An 18853-nucleotide genomic window follows, 5' to 3' on the forward strand; every position below is an offset into this window, starting at 1 on the left:
TAGAAATTTATCCCAAACTAGCGGTCAGTAACCGGGAAATTTATTTTCTTCGCATCAGTCGTATAGAAATTATTAAACAAGAAGAAGGCAATAATATAAAGAAATACTGTAGCTGCTTTATATAATTAGGAGGTTTTGGCCGTGGAAACAAGTTATAAAGGTACAGATAAAATGATTATAGGAATTGTGTTTGGTGTTATAACTTTTTGGCTATTTGCACAAGCAATGGTCAATGTGGTTCCTGCTGTTCAAAAAGATTTAGGTATTTCACTTGGAACCGTGAACATCGCCATAAGTTTATCGGCCTTATTTTCAGGGATGTTTATCGTTGCTGCTGGTGGACTTGCCGATAAAATTGGACGTAAAAAGATTGCTAATATTGGTTTTATTTTAAGTATAATCGGTTCACTTTGCCTTGTTTTAACTCAAGGGTCCACATTGCTCATTATTGGACGTGTCCTTCAAGGGCTTTCAGCTGCATTTATTATGCCCTCAACCATTGCCTTGATGAAAGCTTATTTCGAAGGGAAAGATCGCCAACGTGCACTAAGTTTCTGGTCCATCGGTTCTTGGGGCGGATCAGGGGTTGCCTCTTTTGCCGGCGGTGCAATCGCAACATATTTAGGGTGGAGATGGATCTTTATCTTTTCTATCATCTTCGCACTTATTGGTATGTTTCTACTGAAAGACACGCCAGAAAGTAAACAAAAATCTACAGGTACTTTTAAATTTGATTACGCTGGCTTAGTTATTTTTGTCATCACAATGCTTGCTTTGAATGTATTTATTACTTACGGAGCAGATTTGGGATGGACAAGCCCGCTTACAATCGGCCTATTGATTGTCACAATTATCGGTTTGATTGTTTTCATCAAAGTTGAGAAAAGCAAAAAAGTTGTACTGATTGACTTTGCTGTATTTAAAAATAAGCCTTATACGGGTGCGACTATTTCTAATTTTTTGTTAAATGCGATTGCCGGTACACTAGTTGTAGCTAATACTTATGTACAAGTTGGCCGTGGATTTAATTCCTTCCAAGCAGGTATGCTATCACTTGGTTATTTAGTAGTGGTACTTGCAATGATTCGTGTCGGTGAGAAAATATTACAAAAAGTAGGTGCAAAATTACCGATGATCTGGGGTGCTCTGATTACAACGATTGGTGTGGCAATCATGGGCTTAACCTTCTTACCAGACTTTACTTATACAGTTGTTGTCTTCAGTGGATTTGTCTTATTTGGACTTGGACTTGGACTCTATGCGACCCCATCAACAGATACATCTGTATCAAATGCACCAGCTGACAAAGTCGGTGAAGCAGCTGGGGTTTATAAAATGGCAAGCTCACTTGGCAGTGCATTTGGTGTCTCGATTTCAGCAACGGCCTACGGTGCAATCGCAGCAAATGGAAATCTTGAAACAGCGGCTTCAGTAGGAATTATCGTAAACGTTATATTCGGTGTACTTTCAATATTATCCATTATCTTTTTGGTTCCTAGTGATGCCGGTAAAACATCTAATTCTCCCGAAAGATCACCAGCTGGTAATCCTGTTTTAGAATAAATAGCGGTTGGAATTGTAAACGCCACATATTTAATAAATATGGAAAGGGTGTCAAGATGTTGAGAAGTAAACTAATGGAAATGTTAGAATCCCGTAAGGATGAAATGATTGAAATTCGCAGGCATCTACATGAAAATCCTGAACTTTCTTTTAAAGAGGAAAAAACCGCTCAATATATTATTGATTTTTATAAAGGTAAAACCGTAGAAGTTCAATCGAATGTAGGTAATGGATATGGAATTATCGTAACCATTAAAGGTGGTAAACCTGGAAAAAACATTGGTTTACGTGCCGATTTTGATGCCCTTCCAATCGTTGAAGAAACAGAAGTACCCTTTAAGTCAAAAAATGAAGGTGTTATGCATGCGTGTGGCCATGATGGCCATACAGCGTACTTGTTGGTCTTAGCGGATTGCCTCATCCAATTAAAAGATGAAATCCCAGGTACAATTAAAATTATTCATCAGCATGCGGAAGAAGTTCCGCCAGGCGGTGCAAAGAGTATTGTAGAATCCGGCGTGCTTGACGATTTAGATAATATATTTGGCATCCATCTGTTGCCTATGGACCCAGCTGGAGTTGTTGGATATCACTCTGGATTTTCTTTTAACGGTAGGGCTTATATGAAATTAAAAATTCAAGGCAGGGGTGGGCATGGTTCCTCACCTCATCTAGCGAATGATGCCATTGTGGCTGGTGCCCATTTTGTGACAGCAGCTCAAACGATTATTAGCCGACGATTAAGTCCTTTTGATATTGGGGTAATTACGATTGGTTCTTTTGATGGAAAAGGAACATTTAATGTCATTAAAGACAGTGTAGAGCTTGAAGGCGATATTCGTTATATGACTGTTGAAACAAAAGCAACCATTGAAAAAGAAGTTAAACGACTTGTAAAAGGGCTTGAAGAAGAATTTGGTGTAACATGTAATTTAACCTATACGAATGATTATCCACCTTTATATAATGATCCTGAAATCACAGCTATGGTTGCTGAGATTCTCAAGAATGCTAATGATAAAGATATTAAAGAAGTAAAGGAATATCCAGCCATGCCGCCATCTGAAGACTTTGCTTACTATGCTGAAAAATTCCCTTCCTGCTTCTTCTACATTGCTTGTACACCAAAAGGAGTAGAAAAACCTTATTTTAATCATAATCCTAAATTTGATATCGATGAAGATGCCCTAATCGTAGCAGCCAAGGCTGTTGGATATGTTGTTTGCGGTTATTATGGATTAGAATAGGAAATAGAATTTGAATTAGTACCTTTTCCAAAGGAAGAGGATTCCATTATTTTTAAGAGATTACGGTTAAGGGTAAGAGATAGATATGGTAACTCATTCGAGGAATCAGGGTCTCATTCGGACAGCTTTAGTCCATTCAAGCGTGATCGTGTCCTAATCAGATCGTTATCATACGAAAAACAACAATCTTTAAGAAACCAGCCAAAAATTAAAATCCGCTTACTGATATAGTAAGCGGATTTTTTTGCAAACAAATTATCAAACAGCTATGAAAATTATGATAAAATAATTAGGAAAGCGAAATTTTCTTTATTTTTCGGAGGTAGTTACTTTGATTTACATTGGAACAACAGGATGGGGAGATCAAGACATACTCTATCCAACTGGGACTCCAGCCCGCGAGAAGCTTTCGGTTTATGCAGCACATTTTCCAACAGTGGAAGTCGATGCTAGCTTTTATGCCATTCAACCATTGAAAAATGCTGAGAAATGGGTGCTAGAAACTCCTCATTCGTTTCAATTTGTTGTAAAGGCTTATCAAGGTATGACGGGACACCAGAGAGGTGATATCCCTTTTGACTCGCGAAAAGCAATGTTTTCTGCATTTCAGGAGTCTATACAGCCTTATCTCCAACAACAAAAATTAGCGATGGTTTTATTTCAATTCCCACCTTGGTTTGATTGCAAAAAGGAAAATGTAGACTATTTACGATTTTGTAAAAATGAAATGGGAGAGGTCCCTTGTGCCCTAGAATTTCGCCATCAGTCATGGTTTTACCCTCAGTTAAGAGATAAAACGTTGCAATTTATGATAGATGAAAATTGGATACATAGTATTTGTGATGAACCACAGGCGGGTATTGGATCTATTCCTACTGTTTTAAAAGTAACGAACTCTGACACTGTTTTAGTACGCCTACATGGCCGAAATATTCATGGATGGCAGCAACGAAGAGGAGTAGATTGGCGAGAAGTAAGGTATTTGTACCAATATAATAAGGAGGAGCTAGAAGAGTGGGTAATAAATATTAAACAACTTGAGAAAAACTGCAAGAATGTATTCGTGTTGTTTAATAATAACTCTGGAGGAGATGCTGCAGGGAACGCTAACGAATTAATTCAATTACTTAATATAGAATATACAAACCTTGCACCTAGGCAATTAGATCTTTTTTAATTGCCAAAATGGAGCTTATTTTTAAATGAGGAGTTAATACTATGGAATGGATCATCTTAGTCATACTAGGCTTAATAGCAAGCACAATCGGGTCATTGATTGGCCTTGGCGGAGGAATTATTATTGTTCCAGCCTTGCTTTACATTGGAACATACACGAATTTATTAGGTGATATCCCACCACAGATTGCCGTAGGGACAACTTCTTTAATATTAATTGTAACAGGGCTGTCGTCTACGCTTTCTTATATGAAGCATAAAACGGTGGATTACAAAAGTGGATTTATTTTCTTTGCTGGAAGTGCGCCAGGAGCAATTATTGGAGCCTGGGTAAATAAAGCTCTAGATGTGCACTCATTTAATTTATATTTTGGTTTTTTTATGATTTTTGTCGGCATTTTGTTAATTGTAAAAAACAAACTAAAGCCATTAAAGCTTCGTACTGATAAGGGAATTGTTCGGAGCTTTACCGACCCCACTGGTGAAACTCATCAATATGGCTTCCAACCATTATTAGGTTTTATTGTTACGTTTATTGTTGGTTTTGCTTCTGGTCTTTTTGGAATTGGCGGAGGCTCATTAATGGTACCCGCAATGATTCTTTTATTCGCATTCCCACCCCATGTGGCTGTTGCTACATCGATGCTACTTGTATTTCTGTCTGCGCTTGTCAGTTCAGCAACACATATTAGTTTAGGGAATGTCAATTGGTGGTTTGCCTTAGCATTGGTCCCGGGAGCTTGGTTTGGAGCGAAGATTGGATCCTTTTTAAACACAAAATTAAAGAGTAATACACTAATTAATATCCTACGTGCATTCTTTATCGTTATGGGGTTAAGATTAATTTACCAGGGCATTTTTGGTTAAGGTTATAGGATTTCATCACGCTTTTGCTCTTTTCACATAATTTGATAGGAGAAGAAAGGAGCGTATGAAAATGATTGAACTTTCACCGATTGTTATTGAAGGTCATACCTTTTTAGCTGTTTCTGTTCAACTTCCTAAAACAACTCTTTTGACAGTATCAAACGAAAAAGGATACATCATGTGTGGGGCTCTGGATGTGGAACTTTTAAATGCAAAGTTAAAGGACCGGAAAGTTATTGCTGGTAGAGCGGTAGGAGTAAGAACTATTGAGCAGCTACTTGAAGCCCCAATGGAATCAGTCACATACGAGGCTGAAAATTTAGGGATTCATGTTGGAATGGTTGGAAAAGAAGCATTATTAAAAATGGTTTAAGGGACTAGCTGAATATGGCAGTCCTTTTTTTATTGGAGAAAACGGACCCGGTACATGACTGGAGTGTCCAATAGAAGGGGTCTATCGTACAGAATGGATCTCTTGTATACTCGAAGTGTCCAATAGAAGGTTTCTATCGGACAAACCGGACACCCTACCCACTCGAAGTGTCCGATAGAAGATCTCTATCGGACAAACCGGACCCCGTGCCCACTGGAAATGACCAATAGAAGGTCTCTATCGGACAAAACAGCCCCCGTACCCGTTCGAAGTGTCCAATAGAAGGTTTCTATCGGACAAAACAACCCCAGTACCCGCTCGAAGTGTCCAATAGAAGGTCTCTATTGGACCAAACAACCCCAGTACCCACTCAAATTGTCCAATAGAAAAGCTCTATCGGACAAACCGCCCCTCATCCCCGCCAAAAGTGTCCAATAAAGAAAAAACACCAGAATAAATTTACATGGCATAATTTTTTAGAAAAATGCGCTAGATTCCTTCTCTCAAGCATACATATGCTTGTAAGGGGGGATTTGTCTTGGCAAAATTTCGCGGGCGATTGCCCCGAAAAGGACCATTACCTTTTCGATATGTCTTTTTATTAACGTTTGTATTTTTCACCTTTTCAACTGCTATGGGACTATGGTTGATAAATAAAGGAATTGAACCAGCACTCATGGCCTACGCAGAAACTCAAACAAAGCAAATTGCCACGTCGGTGATTAGTAGCGCTGAATATAGGGCAAAAGCAGATGGAATGAATATTAAGGACATCATTGAATACGTTCCAGATGATGAAGAAGGGGTCATTGTAAAACTAGATACAGAAATTATCAGAAGTGTGATGAAGGAAACCCAAAGATTAGTGCAAATGAATTTAAGGGATGCTGAAAAAGGAAACTTTCAATTTTTAGAATCTCCAGATGTCGAAATGAATGTGGATATGTCCAAAAAGAATAAAGGTATCGTATATGAAATTCCACTTGGGCAAGCCAGTAATATTGCTTTGCTTGGTAACTTAGGTCCTAAAATACCGGTTCGATTCAATGCTGTAGGTGAAGTTGAAGTAGATGTAAAGCCTGAGTTAAAGCCATTCGGGATTAACAATGCTTGGGTCGCGGTATATATAGAGGTTAAAGTTGATGTTCAAATCATTGTCCCATTTGCAACCTCGGTTACAACTGTTATACAAGACATACCAGTAGCAATGGGAACAATTCCAGGCAAAGTTCCTCAATTCTATAATGGTAGCGGTGAAGGTAACAGCCCTTCAATTGAAGTTCCATTAAATTAAGAGTATTTATCAAAATAAAGCGTTGGGGGGTGTCCCTCAGCGCTTTATTTTGTTGAATCTGGAGATGACACCTAATATGTAAAATGTATCTTAAAGAGGAGTTGCTAAATTGACTTTCCTCTAAGGTACGTTTTACCTTGGTCACCGTCCTTTTTTTATATTTTGTCTCTCTTGTCTTTCCCACAATCTTAAATGAGGATACGGATCAAACGACCATTCTGTGTACCCATTATCCTTATAAATTCCATAATGTAAATGTGGAGGAAATTTACCTGAAGTTCCAGGAGGTCCATAGCCTGAGCTTCCTACCCCTCCAATTAACATTCCAGGTTCAACAATTTGACCAACTCTAACATCCTTTGCAAAACCACTTAAATGGGCGAAATAATGGTAATTATTATTAATATCTCGAATGCCAATTCGCCAACCACCAAAGCGGTTCCATCCCTTCATCTCTACAATCCCATAGCTAGTAGCACGTACAGGAACGCCATAATCGGCAAAGATATCTGTACCTTCATGAATCCTTCTTCCGCCCCAACCCCTAGCATCACCCCAAGTATTTTTATAACTATGATTACTTCTCAATGGAACAGGAAAGGCGTGTTTATTTTCTAAATCTATTCGTCCAAAATGTTTAAAAATTCGGGCATACCCTGTAATAATTCCAACTGTTTTATCACGATGATAGTAATTCCATAGTCCTATCTTAAGGTTGTCATGGTCCACCCCATAGGATAAAAGATAATTAGCAAAAGCATGAATCACATCTTCATCATTCGTTGCTGAGGCTCTACCATCACCATTTCCGTCAACACCCAGACCATTAAAAAACTGAATAGTAGTTGGGGATTCATCATTTGGATTGGGGTTTAAAAGCCCTGCCCACACTTCAGGACGAAAATATATCTCTACATGACCGGGTGCTTTTGGAATATCTTTTCTAACGTGACGGACGTTCCGTTCGTATTGATCAATAGCAGCAAAATAATACCAAGGGATTTGAGTAACGGCCTCAACCTTTTTATAAAGCTGCATTCTTTCAGCATATTCATCAACAGTTTGGGTATTAGCATGTACAGGAAGTGCCATGGAAACCAGAAAAACAATAATAATTGACTGTATTAGGCTCTTCACACTAATTCTCCCTTCCTTTTCATATATAACTATAGTGTGCAACTCCCTTTCATTTATCATGTTTTTAAAATAATGGAAATGAAATTGACTATGCTTGTTCTCTATTTTTTTGTATGTTAAAGTGACTAAGAAGAATTGATATTGTTAAGGGGTGGAACCGGATGGCAAGTGAGGGACACTTACGAAAACCTGAATGGTTAAAAATAAAATTAAATACAAACGAAAACTATACTGGTTTAAAGAAAATGATGCGTGAGAAAAAACTACATACAGTTTGTGAAGAGGCTAGATGTCCGAATATTCATGAGTGCTGGGCTGTTAGAAGAACTGCCACCTTTATGATTTTAGGGGATGTTTGTACTCGTGCATGCCGCTTTTGTGCCGTGAAAACTGGCTTACCAACAGAATTAGACTGGGCAGAGCCAGAGCGTATAGCGGATTCTGTATTGCTTATGAACTTAAAGCATGTCGTTATTACGGCAGTTGCTCGTGATGACTTAAAAGATGGTGGATCTGCTGTTTTTGCCGAGACGGTTCGTGCTGTAAGAAGAAAAAATCCGTTTACGTCTATTGAGGTTTTACCATCAGATATGGGCGGAATTGAAGAAAATTTAAGAACCTTAATGGAAGCAAAACCAGATATCTTAAATCATAATATTGAAACGGTGAGAAGGCTTACTCCAAGAATTAGAGCTCGAGCTCAGTATGATCGTTCATTAGAATTTTTAAAACGAGCTAAGGAAATGTTGCCTGAAACACCTACTAAATCAAGTATTATGATTGGGCTTGGTGAAACAAAGGATGAGATTATCCAAGCAATGGAAGATTTGCGATTGAATCATGTTGATATTTTAACGATAGGACAATATCTACAACCAACAAAAAGACATTTAAAGGTTGAAAAATACTACAGTCCAGATGAGTTTAAAGAATTAAAAGACATTGCAATGACAAAAGGGTTTAGTCACTGTGAGGCTGGTCCTCTTGTGCGTTCTTCTTATCATGCTGATGAACAAGTGAACGCTGCTGCTAAGAAAAAGCAGGAGTTATCTGAAAGTGAATTAAAGGAAGCGTAAAAAAACAGAGCCTAGAGTGAATCCTCAGGCTCTGTTTTATTTTTATTTTTATTTATTACCTACTGGTTGAACCTGATTACTGAAACCACGGTCCGCTTTTGGAGCCATTTCATTTTTCATGACACCATTTTCATTTTCTTCCTCACTAACTCTACGTCCTTGAGGTGATTTTAACATCTTACGAATGAGTTGATCAACGAGACTATCTACGTTTCGACTATTGGAACTTAATGTTGCATAGCTTTCAACATTTTTAATAAGATTAACGTCATCTGAGACATACACATGGTAATAACGTGGGACAAACGAAAGTGCTGTTCGTTTTACTTGATCTGCCGTTTCATTTCGATTGTTACTATCTGTAGCATATGCGATTAATATTTCTTCGTCCGTAACTAGTGTCGCAACATCATGAACATTTGGTAAATCAGAACTCATTTTACTAATGTTATCGGCTAATTTCTCACGGTCAACTGCTGCATAATGATCGGTGTTAGTATTACCTGCAATTGGATTTTTTTGATGGCGGACATAGCCAAAGTCCGAAGCCTTATTTTTATTGTTTACATTATAGATATCAGCTCTTTGGTTATTCACGTTAATGGTGTTGCCACTTTCTTCATAGATATCATTTTGCGCAGTGTCACTTGCACCACAGCCTGTTAAAGCAAACATCCCACATATTCCTAAAGTTATGAACATCTTGTTCATTTTTGAAACACCCCCTCTTTAATATAATGACCATATTTTTTCCTTTTTCTCTTAGTAATTCATGGTGAATGAGTTATAATGAAGGAAGAAACATAATTCGGTGCTAGAGAAGATATAGAAAGCGGACTTAGAGAGGTGTCAATTTTGATTGAAATAAATAATATTTCCTATGAAATCGTTAAAGATTATCGGGATGGTTTTAATGAAGAAGCATTTCGTGCAAGATATAGTGATATATTGACTCGTTACGATTACATTGTAGGTGATTGGGGTTATGGTCAATTGCGATTAAGAGGCTTTTTTGATGATCAAAACCAAAAGGCAACCTTTGATACAAAAATAAGCACTTTGAGTGAATATTTATATGAGTATTGTAATTTTGGATGCGCACATTTTGTTGCGAAAAAGATCAATAAGTAAAAAAGGATGGGCATAGCCATCCTTTTTTTAATGTTCACGATAGTCCTCGTAGGGCGGTTGCTCTCCCGTTTTTGGATCATCATGTGTAGGATGTGCGCCATCCATTTGTCTTGGAAGATTTTCATGGAAGGTTTTAAATTCATAATTATAGGCACTGTAGGTACGCTGGCCCTCTTTCCACGGATTACGTTTGTTTTGAACTGGTTTATCCTTATCAATCGGCGATCCATATGGACCTTCAGGCATATGATTGACTGTTAAGAAATTCCTCCCAGCCTCTACATTGGAAAAGTCACCGTATTTTTCAGAATCTTTTTTCTCTGCCATAAATAAAATCACCTCTGTTTAGAAAATAGTATAAACAGAGGTGATTCATTTCATGAATTAAATTAATTCAAAAAGGAAGTCTCTTAGCTCAGCAGCCTCTTCCTCAGATAATCCAAAAGCGAACTCTAAATAACCTTCCTCTTTCAAATCATCGTCCCCAATAATGGCAAAACGGTTTCCTTGCATATTTAATACAAGAGATTTACCATAATGTCGTTTTGACTGAGTTATCGCCAAATCGTATCGTTGGTGTTCTCCTACAAAGCTGACAAATCTCGTTTTTGTATCTTCCATATCATTGTATAAAAAATATCGTTCACTCATCATTTTCCCTCCATAATTTCGACACATCAACCTTATCATAACAAAAATTGACTCCTATAACGAAATTATTACAAAAAAACATGTTTTATTAAATTATGATAGAATAATGAATAGATGGTATCGTATAAAGATTTTAGAGGTGATTAATAAATGTATTTTGTCGATCGAGAAAAGATAGAACAAACTCTTCAGTATTTAGAAAACCAATTGGGTGTATTCCAATCTCAAGCTGAATGGAGAACCCCTATAGAGAAAGCAGCCCTTGAAAGAGTTACACATTTGGTGATTGAATCGATTCTAGATATAGGAAATGCCATCATTGATGGTTTTATCATGCGTGATCCAGGAAGTTATGAAGACATTGTCGATATATTAATGGATGAAAAGGTTGTAACGGACGAGATGGGGACAGGCTTAAAAAACATTGTCTCCCTAAGAAAGTCACTTGTACAAAATTATCTAGAAATACAACATAATCAATTGGTTGATGTAATTACGCTCCAAATGGAAACTCTAAAAATGTTCTCTTCAAAAGTAAGAGAATATTTGAAAAATGAACTAGGGCACGTTACAGCGTTTAAAAATTAACCTTATAAAGAAAAAGTTAACAAGTTATCCATTGTTTTTAATATCCTTAATTAGCTACAATTAGTGGAGGAAGGTGATTGAGAATGTTACCAAACTCTATTTCAACAAAAGAAAAGATATTAAATCATATTAAAGCAAATATTCAAATGACTGTATTAGAGTTATCTGCTCAGCTTAATATTACCGAAATGGCGGTCAGAAGGCATCTTCAAGTGTTAGAAACAGATGGATTATTAAGTTCATTTATGAAAAAAAATATGACTGGTCGGCCATCAAAGGTTTTTCAACTATCAGAACTTGGGGAAGATTTTTTTCCAAAGCAATATAAACAAATAGGAATGGATTTATTACAGGAGATAAACCGTTTGGATGCTTCCATAATAAATCAAGCGATTGTATCAAGGCAGGAGCGATTGGTTAATCGATATCGTGGTCGTTTTAAAGATAAACCGTTTATTGGGCAAATTAATGAATTAGCAAAAATCCAATCGGAAATGGGGTTTATGGCAGAAGTTAATGAAACAGACTCTGAGGAAGTCGCTCAGATCCGACAGTCCAACTGCCCTTATTTAGAAATTGCTAAGGATTTTCCTGAAATCTGCCGAAATGAACATAAATTTTATGAAGAACTTCTTCACACGAAAAACATCGAAAAAATATCAAGCCTGTCTAGAGGCGATAGTTGTTGTCACTATGTTATTCGAAAGGATTGATCAATACCTTTGAAAAAATATAATGGATACTTAATTGATTTAGATGGGACTATGTATAGAGGCACTGAAAAAATTATTGAAGCGATTGATTTTGTTAAAAAGTTATATAAAAAGGGGATTCCCTATTTATTCGTTACAAATAACTCATCAAGAACCCCTTTGCAAGTAGCTACAAAGCTGCAGGAATTTGATATTCCTGCGACAGAGGAGCAGGTGTTTACGACGAGTCAAGCAACCGCCAATTATATTTATACACAAAAAAAAGATGCGACCGTATATGTAATTGGTGAGGAAGGAATTCGCACTGCTCTAGAGGAGAAAGGCTTTCAGTTTGCCGATGAAGATGCTGACTTTGTCGTAACAGGAATTGACCGTGGAATTAATTATGAAAAGCTAGCAATTGCCTGCTTAGCAGTTAGAAATGGAGCCACGTTTATTTCTACAAATGGTGATATTGCTATACCAACCGAAAGAGGCTTGCTTCCTGGTAATGGTTCGTTAACCTCTGTTGTGGCGGTCTCAACTCAAGTAAAGCCTATTTTTATTGGAAAACCTGAATCGATTATTATGGAACAGGCATTAAAGGTTTTAGGCACGAGCAAAGCAGAAACATTAATGGTAGGAGACTATTATGACACCGACATTTTAGCGGGGATTAATGCCGGGATAGATACTCTCCTTGTCCATACAGGTGTGACGACCAAAGAACATCTCTCTAGCTATAAAGAGCAACCAACCTTTGTTGTTAATTCTTTAAGTGAATGGGAAGTACTATAATACCAAAAGGCCGACTTCTACAAGAAGCCGGCCGTTTTTATATCTATTCAACATTAGCAGCCCGGTGTGCAAGACGACTAGATGCCGCAGCGGCAATTGCACCAACAATATCATCTAAAAAGGTATGACATTCACCTGTAGATTTATCATTTAATTTTTGAAGAATCCCAGGCTTTTGTTTATCGATATATCCATAATTAGTAAACCCTATAGATCCGTACACGTTAACAATGGAAAAAGCTAGAATTTCATCTACCCCATATAAGCCTTCATCAATCCCAATAATGGATTGAAGTGGTTCCTCCAATAATCCTTTTTCTGCAAGGATATCTAATTGTATACCTGTTAAAATAGCATTTTGAACCTCTCGTTTGCAAAGAACACGTTCCACATTGTGGACACAATCCTCCATTAATAAATTCGGATGATATTTTTCTTGTAGGTAAAAAACCAAATCAGCAATATCCTGTATCGTTACTCCTCTATCTAATATCCATTGACGTGCAGTATTTACTGTTAAGTCTCGCTTATTGTGATCGGTCATATGATTTCACCTTTTCTTTATATTTTCACTATTTATATAACCTTTTTTCTTAAAATATGCTTAGAAACGGAAAAAGGAACTATAAAGTAATGTTTCTTCTATTCATCATTTCCTTTCAACCTATACTTATACCATACTTGATTTCTTAAAAATTGCATATACATGTATTAAGAATAAGGAATAGGGGGGGCATTATGCAAACAAAATGGCTTGAAGAAACTTTTGGCATTCGACCAGAAGGGCAAACCCAATTTGGCAGATATGAAGGATTTATTAGTAGGAATCAAATTTATATTATGGCACCTCTTGGAGAAAGTAAAGAATATCTAATGGAATTAAAAGGAATCGCCGATCATCTTATTCAATCTGGAGATCGAAATATTCTTACTATCATCCAAACTAAGTCGGGAGAACTCTGGGGAGAATGGGAAGGAAAAAGCTTATGTCTCTTAGCCTGTCAAATGAATGAAAGACAACCAGTACAACAGATCGGCCGCAAGTTAGCCAAATTTCATTTACGAGGATTGACGATTCCCTTTAAGGTAGAGCGTACAAGTCGCATTGGACAGTGGAAACAGCTTTGGGAAAAAAGACTTGCTCAAATGGAAGGGGTTTGGCAGTCGAAAATGTACCAATCGCCTGAGAATGAATTTGAAAGGATGTTTATTGAATCGTTCCCTTATTATATGGGGGTGACCGAAAATGCGATTCAATATTTAGTAGATACCGAAATTGATGAAGCACCGGGTCAAACCGATAACGGTACTGTTTGCCATGAACGTTTTTCAAATCAAATCTGGGTAAAGAATTCTCTTTTGAAAAATCCTCTGGATTGGGTATTTGACCATCGAAGCCGCGATTTAGCGGAATGGACACGTGGTATCTACTTTGAAAGTAAACACGCCCATCATCCGCATATAAGAAAGTTTTTCCAAGATTATCAAGCATTGTCACCTCTTTCAGCTTTTGGCTGGCGTCTTCTTTATTCACGCTTAGTATTTCCTCTCCATTATTTCGAATGTATTGAGGAATATTATATTACCCAATCGGAACAGGATAAGAACTGGCAGGAAGAACGGCTTTACAAATTACTTCAAAGTAGTACCGAATATGAAAGGTTTTTAGGAGAATTTTATCAACTAGCAGATGCACCGATTCGTAAATTAAAAATACCTCATCTAGAATGGCTAATAAATTAGACGGAGATAGTCATACATTCAATAAAAAAATCTGATAAAATTGGGAGGGGAACTATTGATTTTGGAAGGGGAATTAGAATGAGACCTTATATTTACATCACAAGGAAACTACCAGCAGATATCGTTCAAGTTTTGCATGACCACTATGAAGTGGGCATGTGGGACAAAGAAGACGTTCCAGTACCAAAAGATGTATTACTAAAAGAGGTTAAGCGTGCAGATGCGCTTTTAACCATGCTTTCAGACAAGATTGATTCAGAAGTTTTAGAGGCTAGCGAAAGACTTAAAGTAGTCGCTAACTTTGCGGTAGGTTTTAATAATATCGATATAAAGGCTGCTACAGAAAGAGGGATTGCGGTGTGTAATACGCCGGATGTGTTAACGGATACTACTGCCGATTTAACCTTCTCTTTATTGTTAGCGACTGCTAGACGAATTGTAGAAGCAGCTGAATATATAAAAAAAGATTTATGGAAGGGTTCAAGTCCATTATTTTTTGCTGGACATGACATTCACCATAAAACGATTGGGATTGTTGGTATGGGTCGCATTGGTGAAACGGTAGCGAAACGAGCAACAGGATTTGATATGAATATTCTATATCACAATCGTACACGAAAACTTGAAGCAGAAAGAGAGTTAGGCGTACAATACTCACCATTCAACGACTTAGTGAAACAATCGGATTTTATCGTTTGTTTAACACCGTTAACGGATGAAACGGAAAATTTATTTACACGTGAAGTTTTTCAGCAAATGAAACCTTCTGCTATTTTTGTTAATGTGTCCCGTGGACCGGTAGTCGATGAAAAGGCTCTTTATCAGGCACTTGTAGAAGGGGAGATTGCTGGAGCTGGTTTGGATGTTTTTGAAGTAGAGCCAATTAATGCGTCTCACCCCTTACTTCAATTATCAAACGTTGTTGCCATCCCTCATATTGGTAGTTCAACGATTGATACCCGTATCACAATGATGAACCTTTGCATTGATAATATCATGCAAGTTTTAGCAGGCAAAGAACCAAAGACTATAGTTAATAAAGACTGGCAAACAGTAATAAAATAATGAACTGAGTTTCCTGAGGAAAATGGGTGTATTTTACATCAACTATTCTTTAGGAAACTTTGTTTTTTTATTTTTTTTAAAAATATACCCATTGTAATAGATGTTAAATAGTTCTATAATGTCCATTATATAAAAACATTTGTGTTCCACGGATGGACAACAAGGGGGAAAAATGATGAAAGCAATCTCGATAGGTTTATTTGGACTAGGTACAGTTGGTAGCGGAGTTGTAAATATTATTGAAAATCACCAAGATAAGCTCATGCACCAAGTCGGTTGTCCTGTTAAAATCAGAAAAATCCTAGTGCAAGATATAAATAAAAATCGAGGTGTCTCGGTCGATCCGTTACTTTTAACGACCAATCCAAATGAAATTTTAGATGATCCTGATATTGATGTCATCATTGAAGTAATGGGTGGAATAGTTGAAACGAAGAAGAATATTATTGCTGCTCTTCAGAATGGAAAGCATGTCGTCACGGCCAATAAAGATTTAATGGCTCTACATGGTTCGGAATTATTAACTGTTGCTTCGGAAAGTGGCTGTGATTTGTATTATGAAGCTAGTGTAGCTGGAGGCATTCCTATTATACGAACGTTAGTAGACGGATTAGCATCAGATCGAATCGTGAAGATGATGGGAATAGTGAATGGGACAACGAACTTTATATTAACGAAAATGAGTCAGGAGGGTAAAGCCTACCAATCCGTTTTAAAAGAGGCACAAGAATTAGGATTTGCAGAATCAGATCCAACTTCAGATGTTGAAGGTTTAGATGCTGCAAGAAAAATGACGATTTTAGCGACGTTAGGTTTTTCAATGAAAATTGACTTGGAGGATGTAAAAGTAAGTGGTATTTCCAACATTTCAGAGGAAGATTTACAATATGGGAAACAGTTAGGGTATACAATGAAATTAATTGGTCATGCACATCGAGATGGGGAAAAAGTTGAGGTAAGTGTTCAACCTACCCTATTATCTAATCGTCACCCATTAGCATCCGTAAATAATGAATATAACGCTATTTATGTTTATGGGGAAGCGGTTGGCGAAACGATGTTTTATGGACCAGGAGCAGGTAGTTTACCGACAGCCACTGCAATTGTTTCTGATTTAGTAGCCGTAATGAAGAACATGCGTTTAGGAGTAAATGGAAAAAATGCTGTTACACCACAGTATCCAAAAATCCTAAAAGATGAGGCAGAGAAGTACTCGAAATATTTCCTTCGCCTTCATGTGAAGGATGAAGTAGGTGTGTTTGCAGGGATTACGTCTATCTTTGCACAATATGGGGTCAGTTTTGAAAAAATCCTTCAATTACCTGTGAAAAAAAATGAAGTGGCTGAAATTGTACTTGTAACGCATCAGGCAGCTTCGAGTGAATATCAAAATATTTTAACATTATTACGTGATTTATCATTTGTAAAAGAGATCAAAAGTACTTATCGAGTTGAGGGGAGTTCCGTTTCATGAGATGGCAAGGCCTTATCCAGGAATACAAACGATTTTTACCAATCAATGAGAACACACCTTTCCTAACATTAAATGAAGGAAATACACCACTAATTTCACTCCAAAACCTCTCGAAAAAATGGGGAGTTGACTTGCATGTAAAGGTAGAAGGTGCGAATCCCACGGGCTCTTTTAAGGATAGAGGAATGGTTATGGCAGTGGCAAAAGCGGTAGAAGATGGGAGTAAAAGTATCATCTGTGCTTCAACAGGTAACACATCTGCTTCCGCTGCAGCTTATGCCGCACGAGCAGGACTTAGATGTATCATCGTTATCCCAAATGGAAAAATTGCGCTCGGTAAATTAGCGCAAGCAATGATGTATGGAGCAGAAATTTTTTCAATCGAAGGAAACTTTGATGAAGCATTAAGAATGGTTAGGAAAATAAGTGAACAAGAACCGATTACCCTTGTTAATTCTGTCAATCCCTATCGTTTAGAAGGTCAAAAGACAGCTGCGTTTGAAATTTGTGATCAATTGGGGGAAGCACCAGAAGTATTAGCGATACCTGTAGGTAATGCTGGAAATATTAGTGCCTATTGGAAGGGCTTTAAGGAATATGCAATTAAGAAAGGTACAACTCTCCCAAAAATGTATGGTTTTGAAGCAGAAGGAGCAGCAGCAATCGTTAATAATCGTGTAATTGAAAATCCTGAAACGATTGCAACAGCGATTCGCATTGGAAATCCAGCTAGCTGGCCACTTGCGAGTGCTGCGGTAGAAGAGTCAAATGGATTAATAGATGCTGTTAGCGATGAAGAAATATTGCAAGCTTATAAATGGTTAGCAAAGGATGAAGGGATATTTGCAGAGCCAGCCTCATGTGCATCCATTGCTGGAATTTATAAACAAATTCAAAAAAGATCAATACTTCCTGGCACAAAAATTGTCGCAGTTTTAACTGGAAATGGTTTAAAAGATCCTGATATAGCCATCAACTGTAGCTCCATTAAACCGATTTATTTACCGAATGATGAAAAGGTCGTCGTAAACTATATACGTGGAGCAGTTCATCATGGTTAAACCATTTTCAATCAAAGTGCCTGCTAGTACCGCGAATTTGGGGCCAGGCTTTGACTCAGTAGGTTTGGCGTTAAGCTTATATTTAACATTAGAAGTAGAACCCTCAATGAATTGGGAGTTTTCAACCACCTCCCAAGTATTAGAGGGGCTTCCATCTGATGAATCACATTATATATATCAGATTGCGAAGCGGGTTTCCAAGCGTTATGAATGCAGCCTACCGGCTTGTAAAGTGAAATTGGAATCGGATATTCCATTAGCAAGAGGGCTAGGGTCAAGTGCTACAGCAATCATTGCAGGTATCGAGCTTGCAGATCAATTAGGTGATTTACAACTGTCTAAGGAAGAAAAACTTGTCATTGCTACAGAACTGGAAGGACATCCTGACAATGTTGGGGCATCATTATTCGGTGGGCTTGTTATTGGAAGTTATCATCAAAGTGATGTTCAACTACTTTCCTTTACTGATCTTCCCTTTGAAATGGTTGCTTTTATTCCAAAACACACGCTGCTCACAAAGGAATCGCGTCAAGTTTTACCAGAACAATTACCTTTCAATGTAGCAGTAGAAGCTTCTTCAATGGCCAATGTATTAGTCGCTGCATTAATTAGTGGAAATGGGGAGATGGCCGGAAAAATGATGGAAAGGGACCTATTACATCAACCTTATCGAAAGAAATTAATTCCTTATTACGAAGAAATTACTCGTGTTTCTAGAGAAAATGGAGCATTTGGAGTGGCTTTAAGCGGAGCGGGCCCTACGCTTTTAGCATTTGTAGAAAAAGATCATGGAACAACCTTATTAGATACTGTCCAAGTAATTTTTCCTGAATTAGACACAAAAGTCTTAAAAATTGATAGAAATGGTAGTGTAGTTAGAAAAAAAAGCGATTCTGCTTAAAAACAGAATCGCTTTT

At 37.5% G+C, this 18853-nt stretch carries 21 protein-coding genes; 16 read left to right on the plus strand and 5 right to left on the minus strand.

The window, feature by feature from the left end; translation table 11 throughout:
* Positions 1-171 precede the first annotated feature (171 nt).
* The 6 genes from LRP83_RS17040 to yunB all read left to right on the plus strand — a co-directional run bounded on the left by LRP83_RS17040 (position 172) and on the right by yunB (position 6520).
* Entirely contained in the window at positions 172-1563 is a 1392-nt protein-coding gene (locus LRP83_RS17040) for an MFS transporter (protein WP_230497949.1), read from the plus strand.
* Between the two features lie 59 nt (positions 1564-1622).
* Entirely contained in the window at positions 1623-2810 is a 1188-nt protein-coding gene (locus LRP83_RS17045; protein WP_230497950.1) for an amidohydrolase, read from the plus strand.
* 331 nt (positions 2811-3141) lie between these two features.
* A complete protein-coding gene (locus LRP83_RS17050) occupies positions 3142-3987 on the plus strand; it encodes a DUF72 domain-containing protein (protein WP_230497897.1) in 846 nt (281 codons plus the stop codon).
* A 41-nt stretch (positions 3988-4028) separates the two neighbouring features.
* Positions 4029-4853: a sulfite exporter TauE/SafE family protein gene (locus LRP83_RS17055; RefSeq protein WP_230497898.1), complete on the plus strand. Its 825-nt coding sequence runs from the start codon at positions 4029-4031 to the stop codon at positions 4851-4853.
* Positions 4854-4923: 70 nt separating this feature from the next.
* A complete protein-coding gene (locus LRP83_RS17060) occupies positions 4924-5226 on the plus strand; it encodes a YunC family protein (RefSeq protein ID WP_230497899.1) in 303 nt (100 codons plus the stop codon).
* A 538-nt stretch (positions 5227-5764) separates the two neighbouring features.
* Positions 5765-6520, plus strand: coding sequence for a sporulation protein YunB (yunB, locus tag LRP83_RS17065; protein ID WP_230497900.1), 756 nt, complete (start codon positions 5765-5767; stop codon positions 6518-6520).
* A gap of 141 nt (positions 6521-6661) precedes the next feature.
* Here yunB and LRP83_RS17070 read toward each other — a convergent pair whose 3' ends face one another.
* The gene (locus LRP83_RS17070) at positions 6662-7612 is read right to left on the minus strand and encodes a M23 family metallopeptidase (protein ID WP_230497951.1); all 951 of its coding nucleotides are present in this window, start codon (positions 7610-7612) and stop codon (positions 6662-6664) included.
* 206 nt (positions 7613-7818) lie between these two features.
* Here LRP83_RS17070 and lipA point away from each other — a divergent pair, with 206 nt between their 5' ends.
* Positions 7819-8733, plus strand: a complete 915-nt coding sequence (gene lipA / locus LRP83_RS17075; RefSeq protein ID WP_230497901.1) for a lipoyl synthase — start codon at positions 7819-7821, stop codon at positions 8731-8733.
* Positions 8734-8781: 48 nt separating this feature from the next.
* Here the strand turns inward: lipA and LRP83_RS17080 are convergent, their stop codons facing one another.
* Positions 8782-9444, minus strand: coding sequence for a YhcN/YlaJ family sporulation lipoprotein (locus LRP83_RS17080; protein ID WP_230497902.1), 663 nt, complete (start codon positions 9442-9444; stop codon positions 8782-8784).
* Positions 9445-9588: 144 nt separating this feature from the next.
* On the opposite strand from LRP83_RS17080, the gene LRP83_RS17085 reads away from it, so the two are divergent.
* The gene (locus LRP83_RS17085) at positions 9589-9864 is read left to right on the plus strand and encodes a YutD family protein (protein ID WP_230497903.1); all 276 of its coding nucleotides are present in this window, start codon (positions 9589-9591) and stop codon (positions 9862-9864) included.
* Between the two features lie 27 nt (positions 9865-9891).
* Here the strand turns inward: LRP83_RS17085 and LRP83_RS17090 are convergent, their stop codons facing one another.
* Both LRP83_RS17090 and LRP83_RS17095 read right to left on the minus strand, forming a co-directional pair.
* The gene (locus tag LRP83_RS17090; protein ID WP_230497904.1) at positions 9892-10191 is read right to left on the minus strand and encodes a cytosolic protein; all 300 of its coding nucleotides are present in this window, start codon (positions 10189-10191) and stop codon (positions 9892-9894) included.
* Positions 10192-10248: 57 nt separating this feature from the next.
* Positions 10249-10515 carry a DUF3055 domain-containing protein gene (locus tag LRP83_RS17095; protein ID WP_230497905.1) on the minus strand — a complete coding sequence of 89 codons (267 nt, stop codon included), beginning with the start codon at positions 10513-10515 and terminating at the stop codon, positions 10249-10251.
* 150 nt (positions 10516-10665) lie between these two features.
* Here LRP83_RS17095 and LRP83_RS17100 point away from each other — a divergent pair, with 150 nt between their 5' ends.
* The 3 genes from LRP83_RS17100 (at position 10666) to LRP83_RS17110 (ending at position 12593) form a co-directional block, all read left to right on the plus strand.
* Entirely contained in the window at positions 10666-11103 is a 438-nt protein-coding gene (locus LRP83_RS17100; protein ID WP_230497906.1) for a DUF86 domain-containing protein, read from the plus strand.
* An 83-nt stretch (positions 11104-11186) separates the two neighbouring features.
* Positions 11187-11816: a helix-turn-helix transcriptional regulator gene (locus LRP83_RS17105; RefSeq protein ID WP_230497952.1), complete on the plus strand. Its 630-nt coding sequence runs from the start codon at positions 11187-11189 to the stop codon at positions 11814-11816.
* Positions 11817-11825: 9 nt separating this feature from the next.
* Positions 11826-12593 (plus strand): TIGR01457 family HAD-type hydrolase, encoded by a 768-nt coding sequence (locus LRP83_RS17110; protein ID WP_230497907.1) that lies wholly within the window; start codon positions 11826-11828, stop codon positions 12591-12593.
* A gap of 43 nt (positions 12594-12636) precedes the next feature.
* On the opposite strand, the gene LRP83_RS17115 is transcribed toward LRP83_RS17110, so the two are convergent.
* Positions 12637-13137 carry a phosphatidylglycerophosphatase A family protein gene (locus tag LRP83_RS17115; RefSeq protein ID WP_230497908.1) on the minus strand — a complete coding sequence of 167 codons (501 nt, stop codon included), beginning with the start codon at positions 13135-13137 and terminating at the stop codon, positions 12637-12639.
* Between the two features lie 194 nt (positions 13138-13331).
* Here LRP83_RS17115 and yutH point away from each other — a divergent pair, with 194 nt between their 5' ends.
* The 5 genes from yutH (at position 13332) to thrB (ending at position 18837) form a co-directional block, all read left to right on the plus strand.
* Positions 13332-14336, plus strand: a complete 1005-nt coding sequence (gene yutH, locus LRP83_RS17120) for a spore coat putative kinase YutH (protein ID WP_230497909.1) — start codon at positions 13332-13334, stop codon at positions 14334-14336.
* Between the two features lie 78 nt (positions 14337-14414).
* Positions 14415-15401, plus strand: coding sequence for a 2-hydroxyacid dehydrogenase (locus LRP83_RS17125; RefSeq protein ID WP_230497910.1), 987 nt, complete (start codon positions 14415-14417; stop codon positions 15399-15401).
* Positions 15402-15573: 172 nt separating this feature from the next.
* Entirely contained in the window at positions 15574-16875 is a 1302-nt protein-coding gene (locus LRP83_RS17130) for a homoserine dehydrogenase (RefSeq protein WP_354002354.1), read from the plus strand.
* Positions 16872-17936, plus strand: coding sequence for a threonine synthase (gene thrC / locus LRP83_RS17135; protein WP_230497911.1), 1065 nt, complete (start codon positions 16872-16874; stop codon positions 17934-17936). The genes LRP83_RS17130 and thrC overlap by 4 nt, the downstream gene beginning before the upstream one ends.
* Entirely contained in the window at positions 17929-18837 is a 909-nt protein-coding gene (gene thrB / locus LRP83_RS17140) for a homoserine kinase (RefSeq protein WP_230497912.1), read from the plus strand. Before thrC ends, thrB begins: the two co-directional genes overlap by 8 nt.
* The last annotated feature ends 16 nt before the right edge of the window (positions 18838-18853 follow it).

Origin of the sequence: Pseudoneobacillus rhizosphaerae (assembly GCF_917563885.1) — a bacterium.
GTDB classification, from domain to species: domain Bacteria; phylum Bacillota; class Bacilli; order Bacillales; family Cytobacillaceae; genus Pseudoneobacillus; species Pseudoneobacillus rhizosphaerae.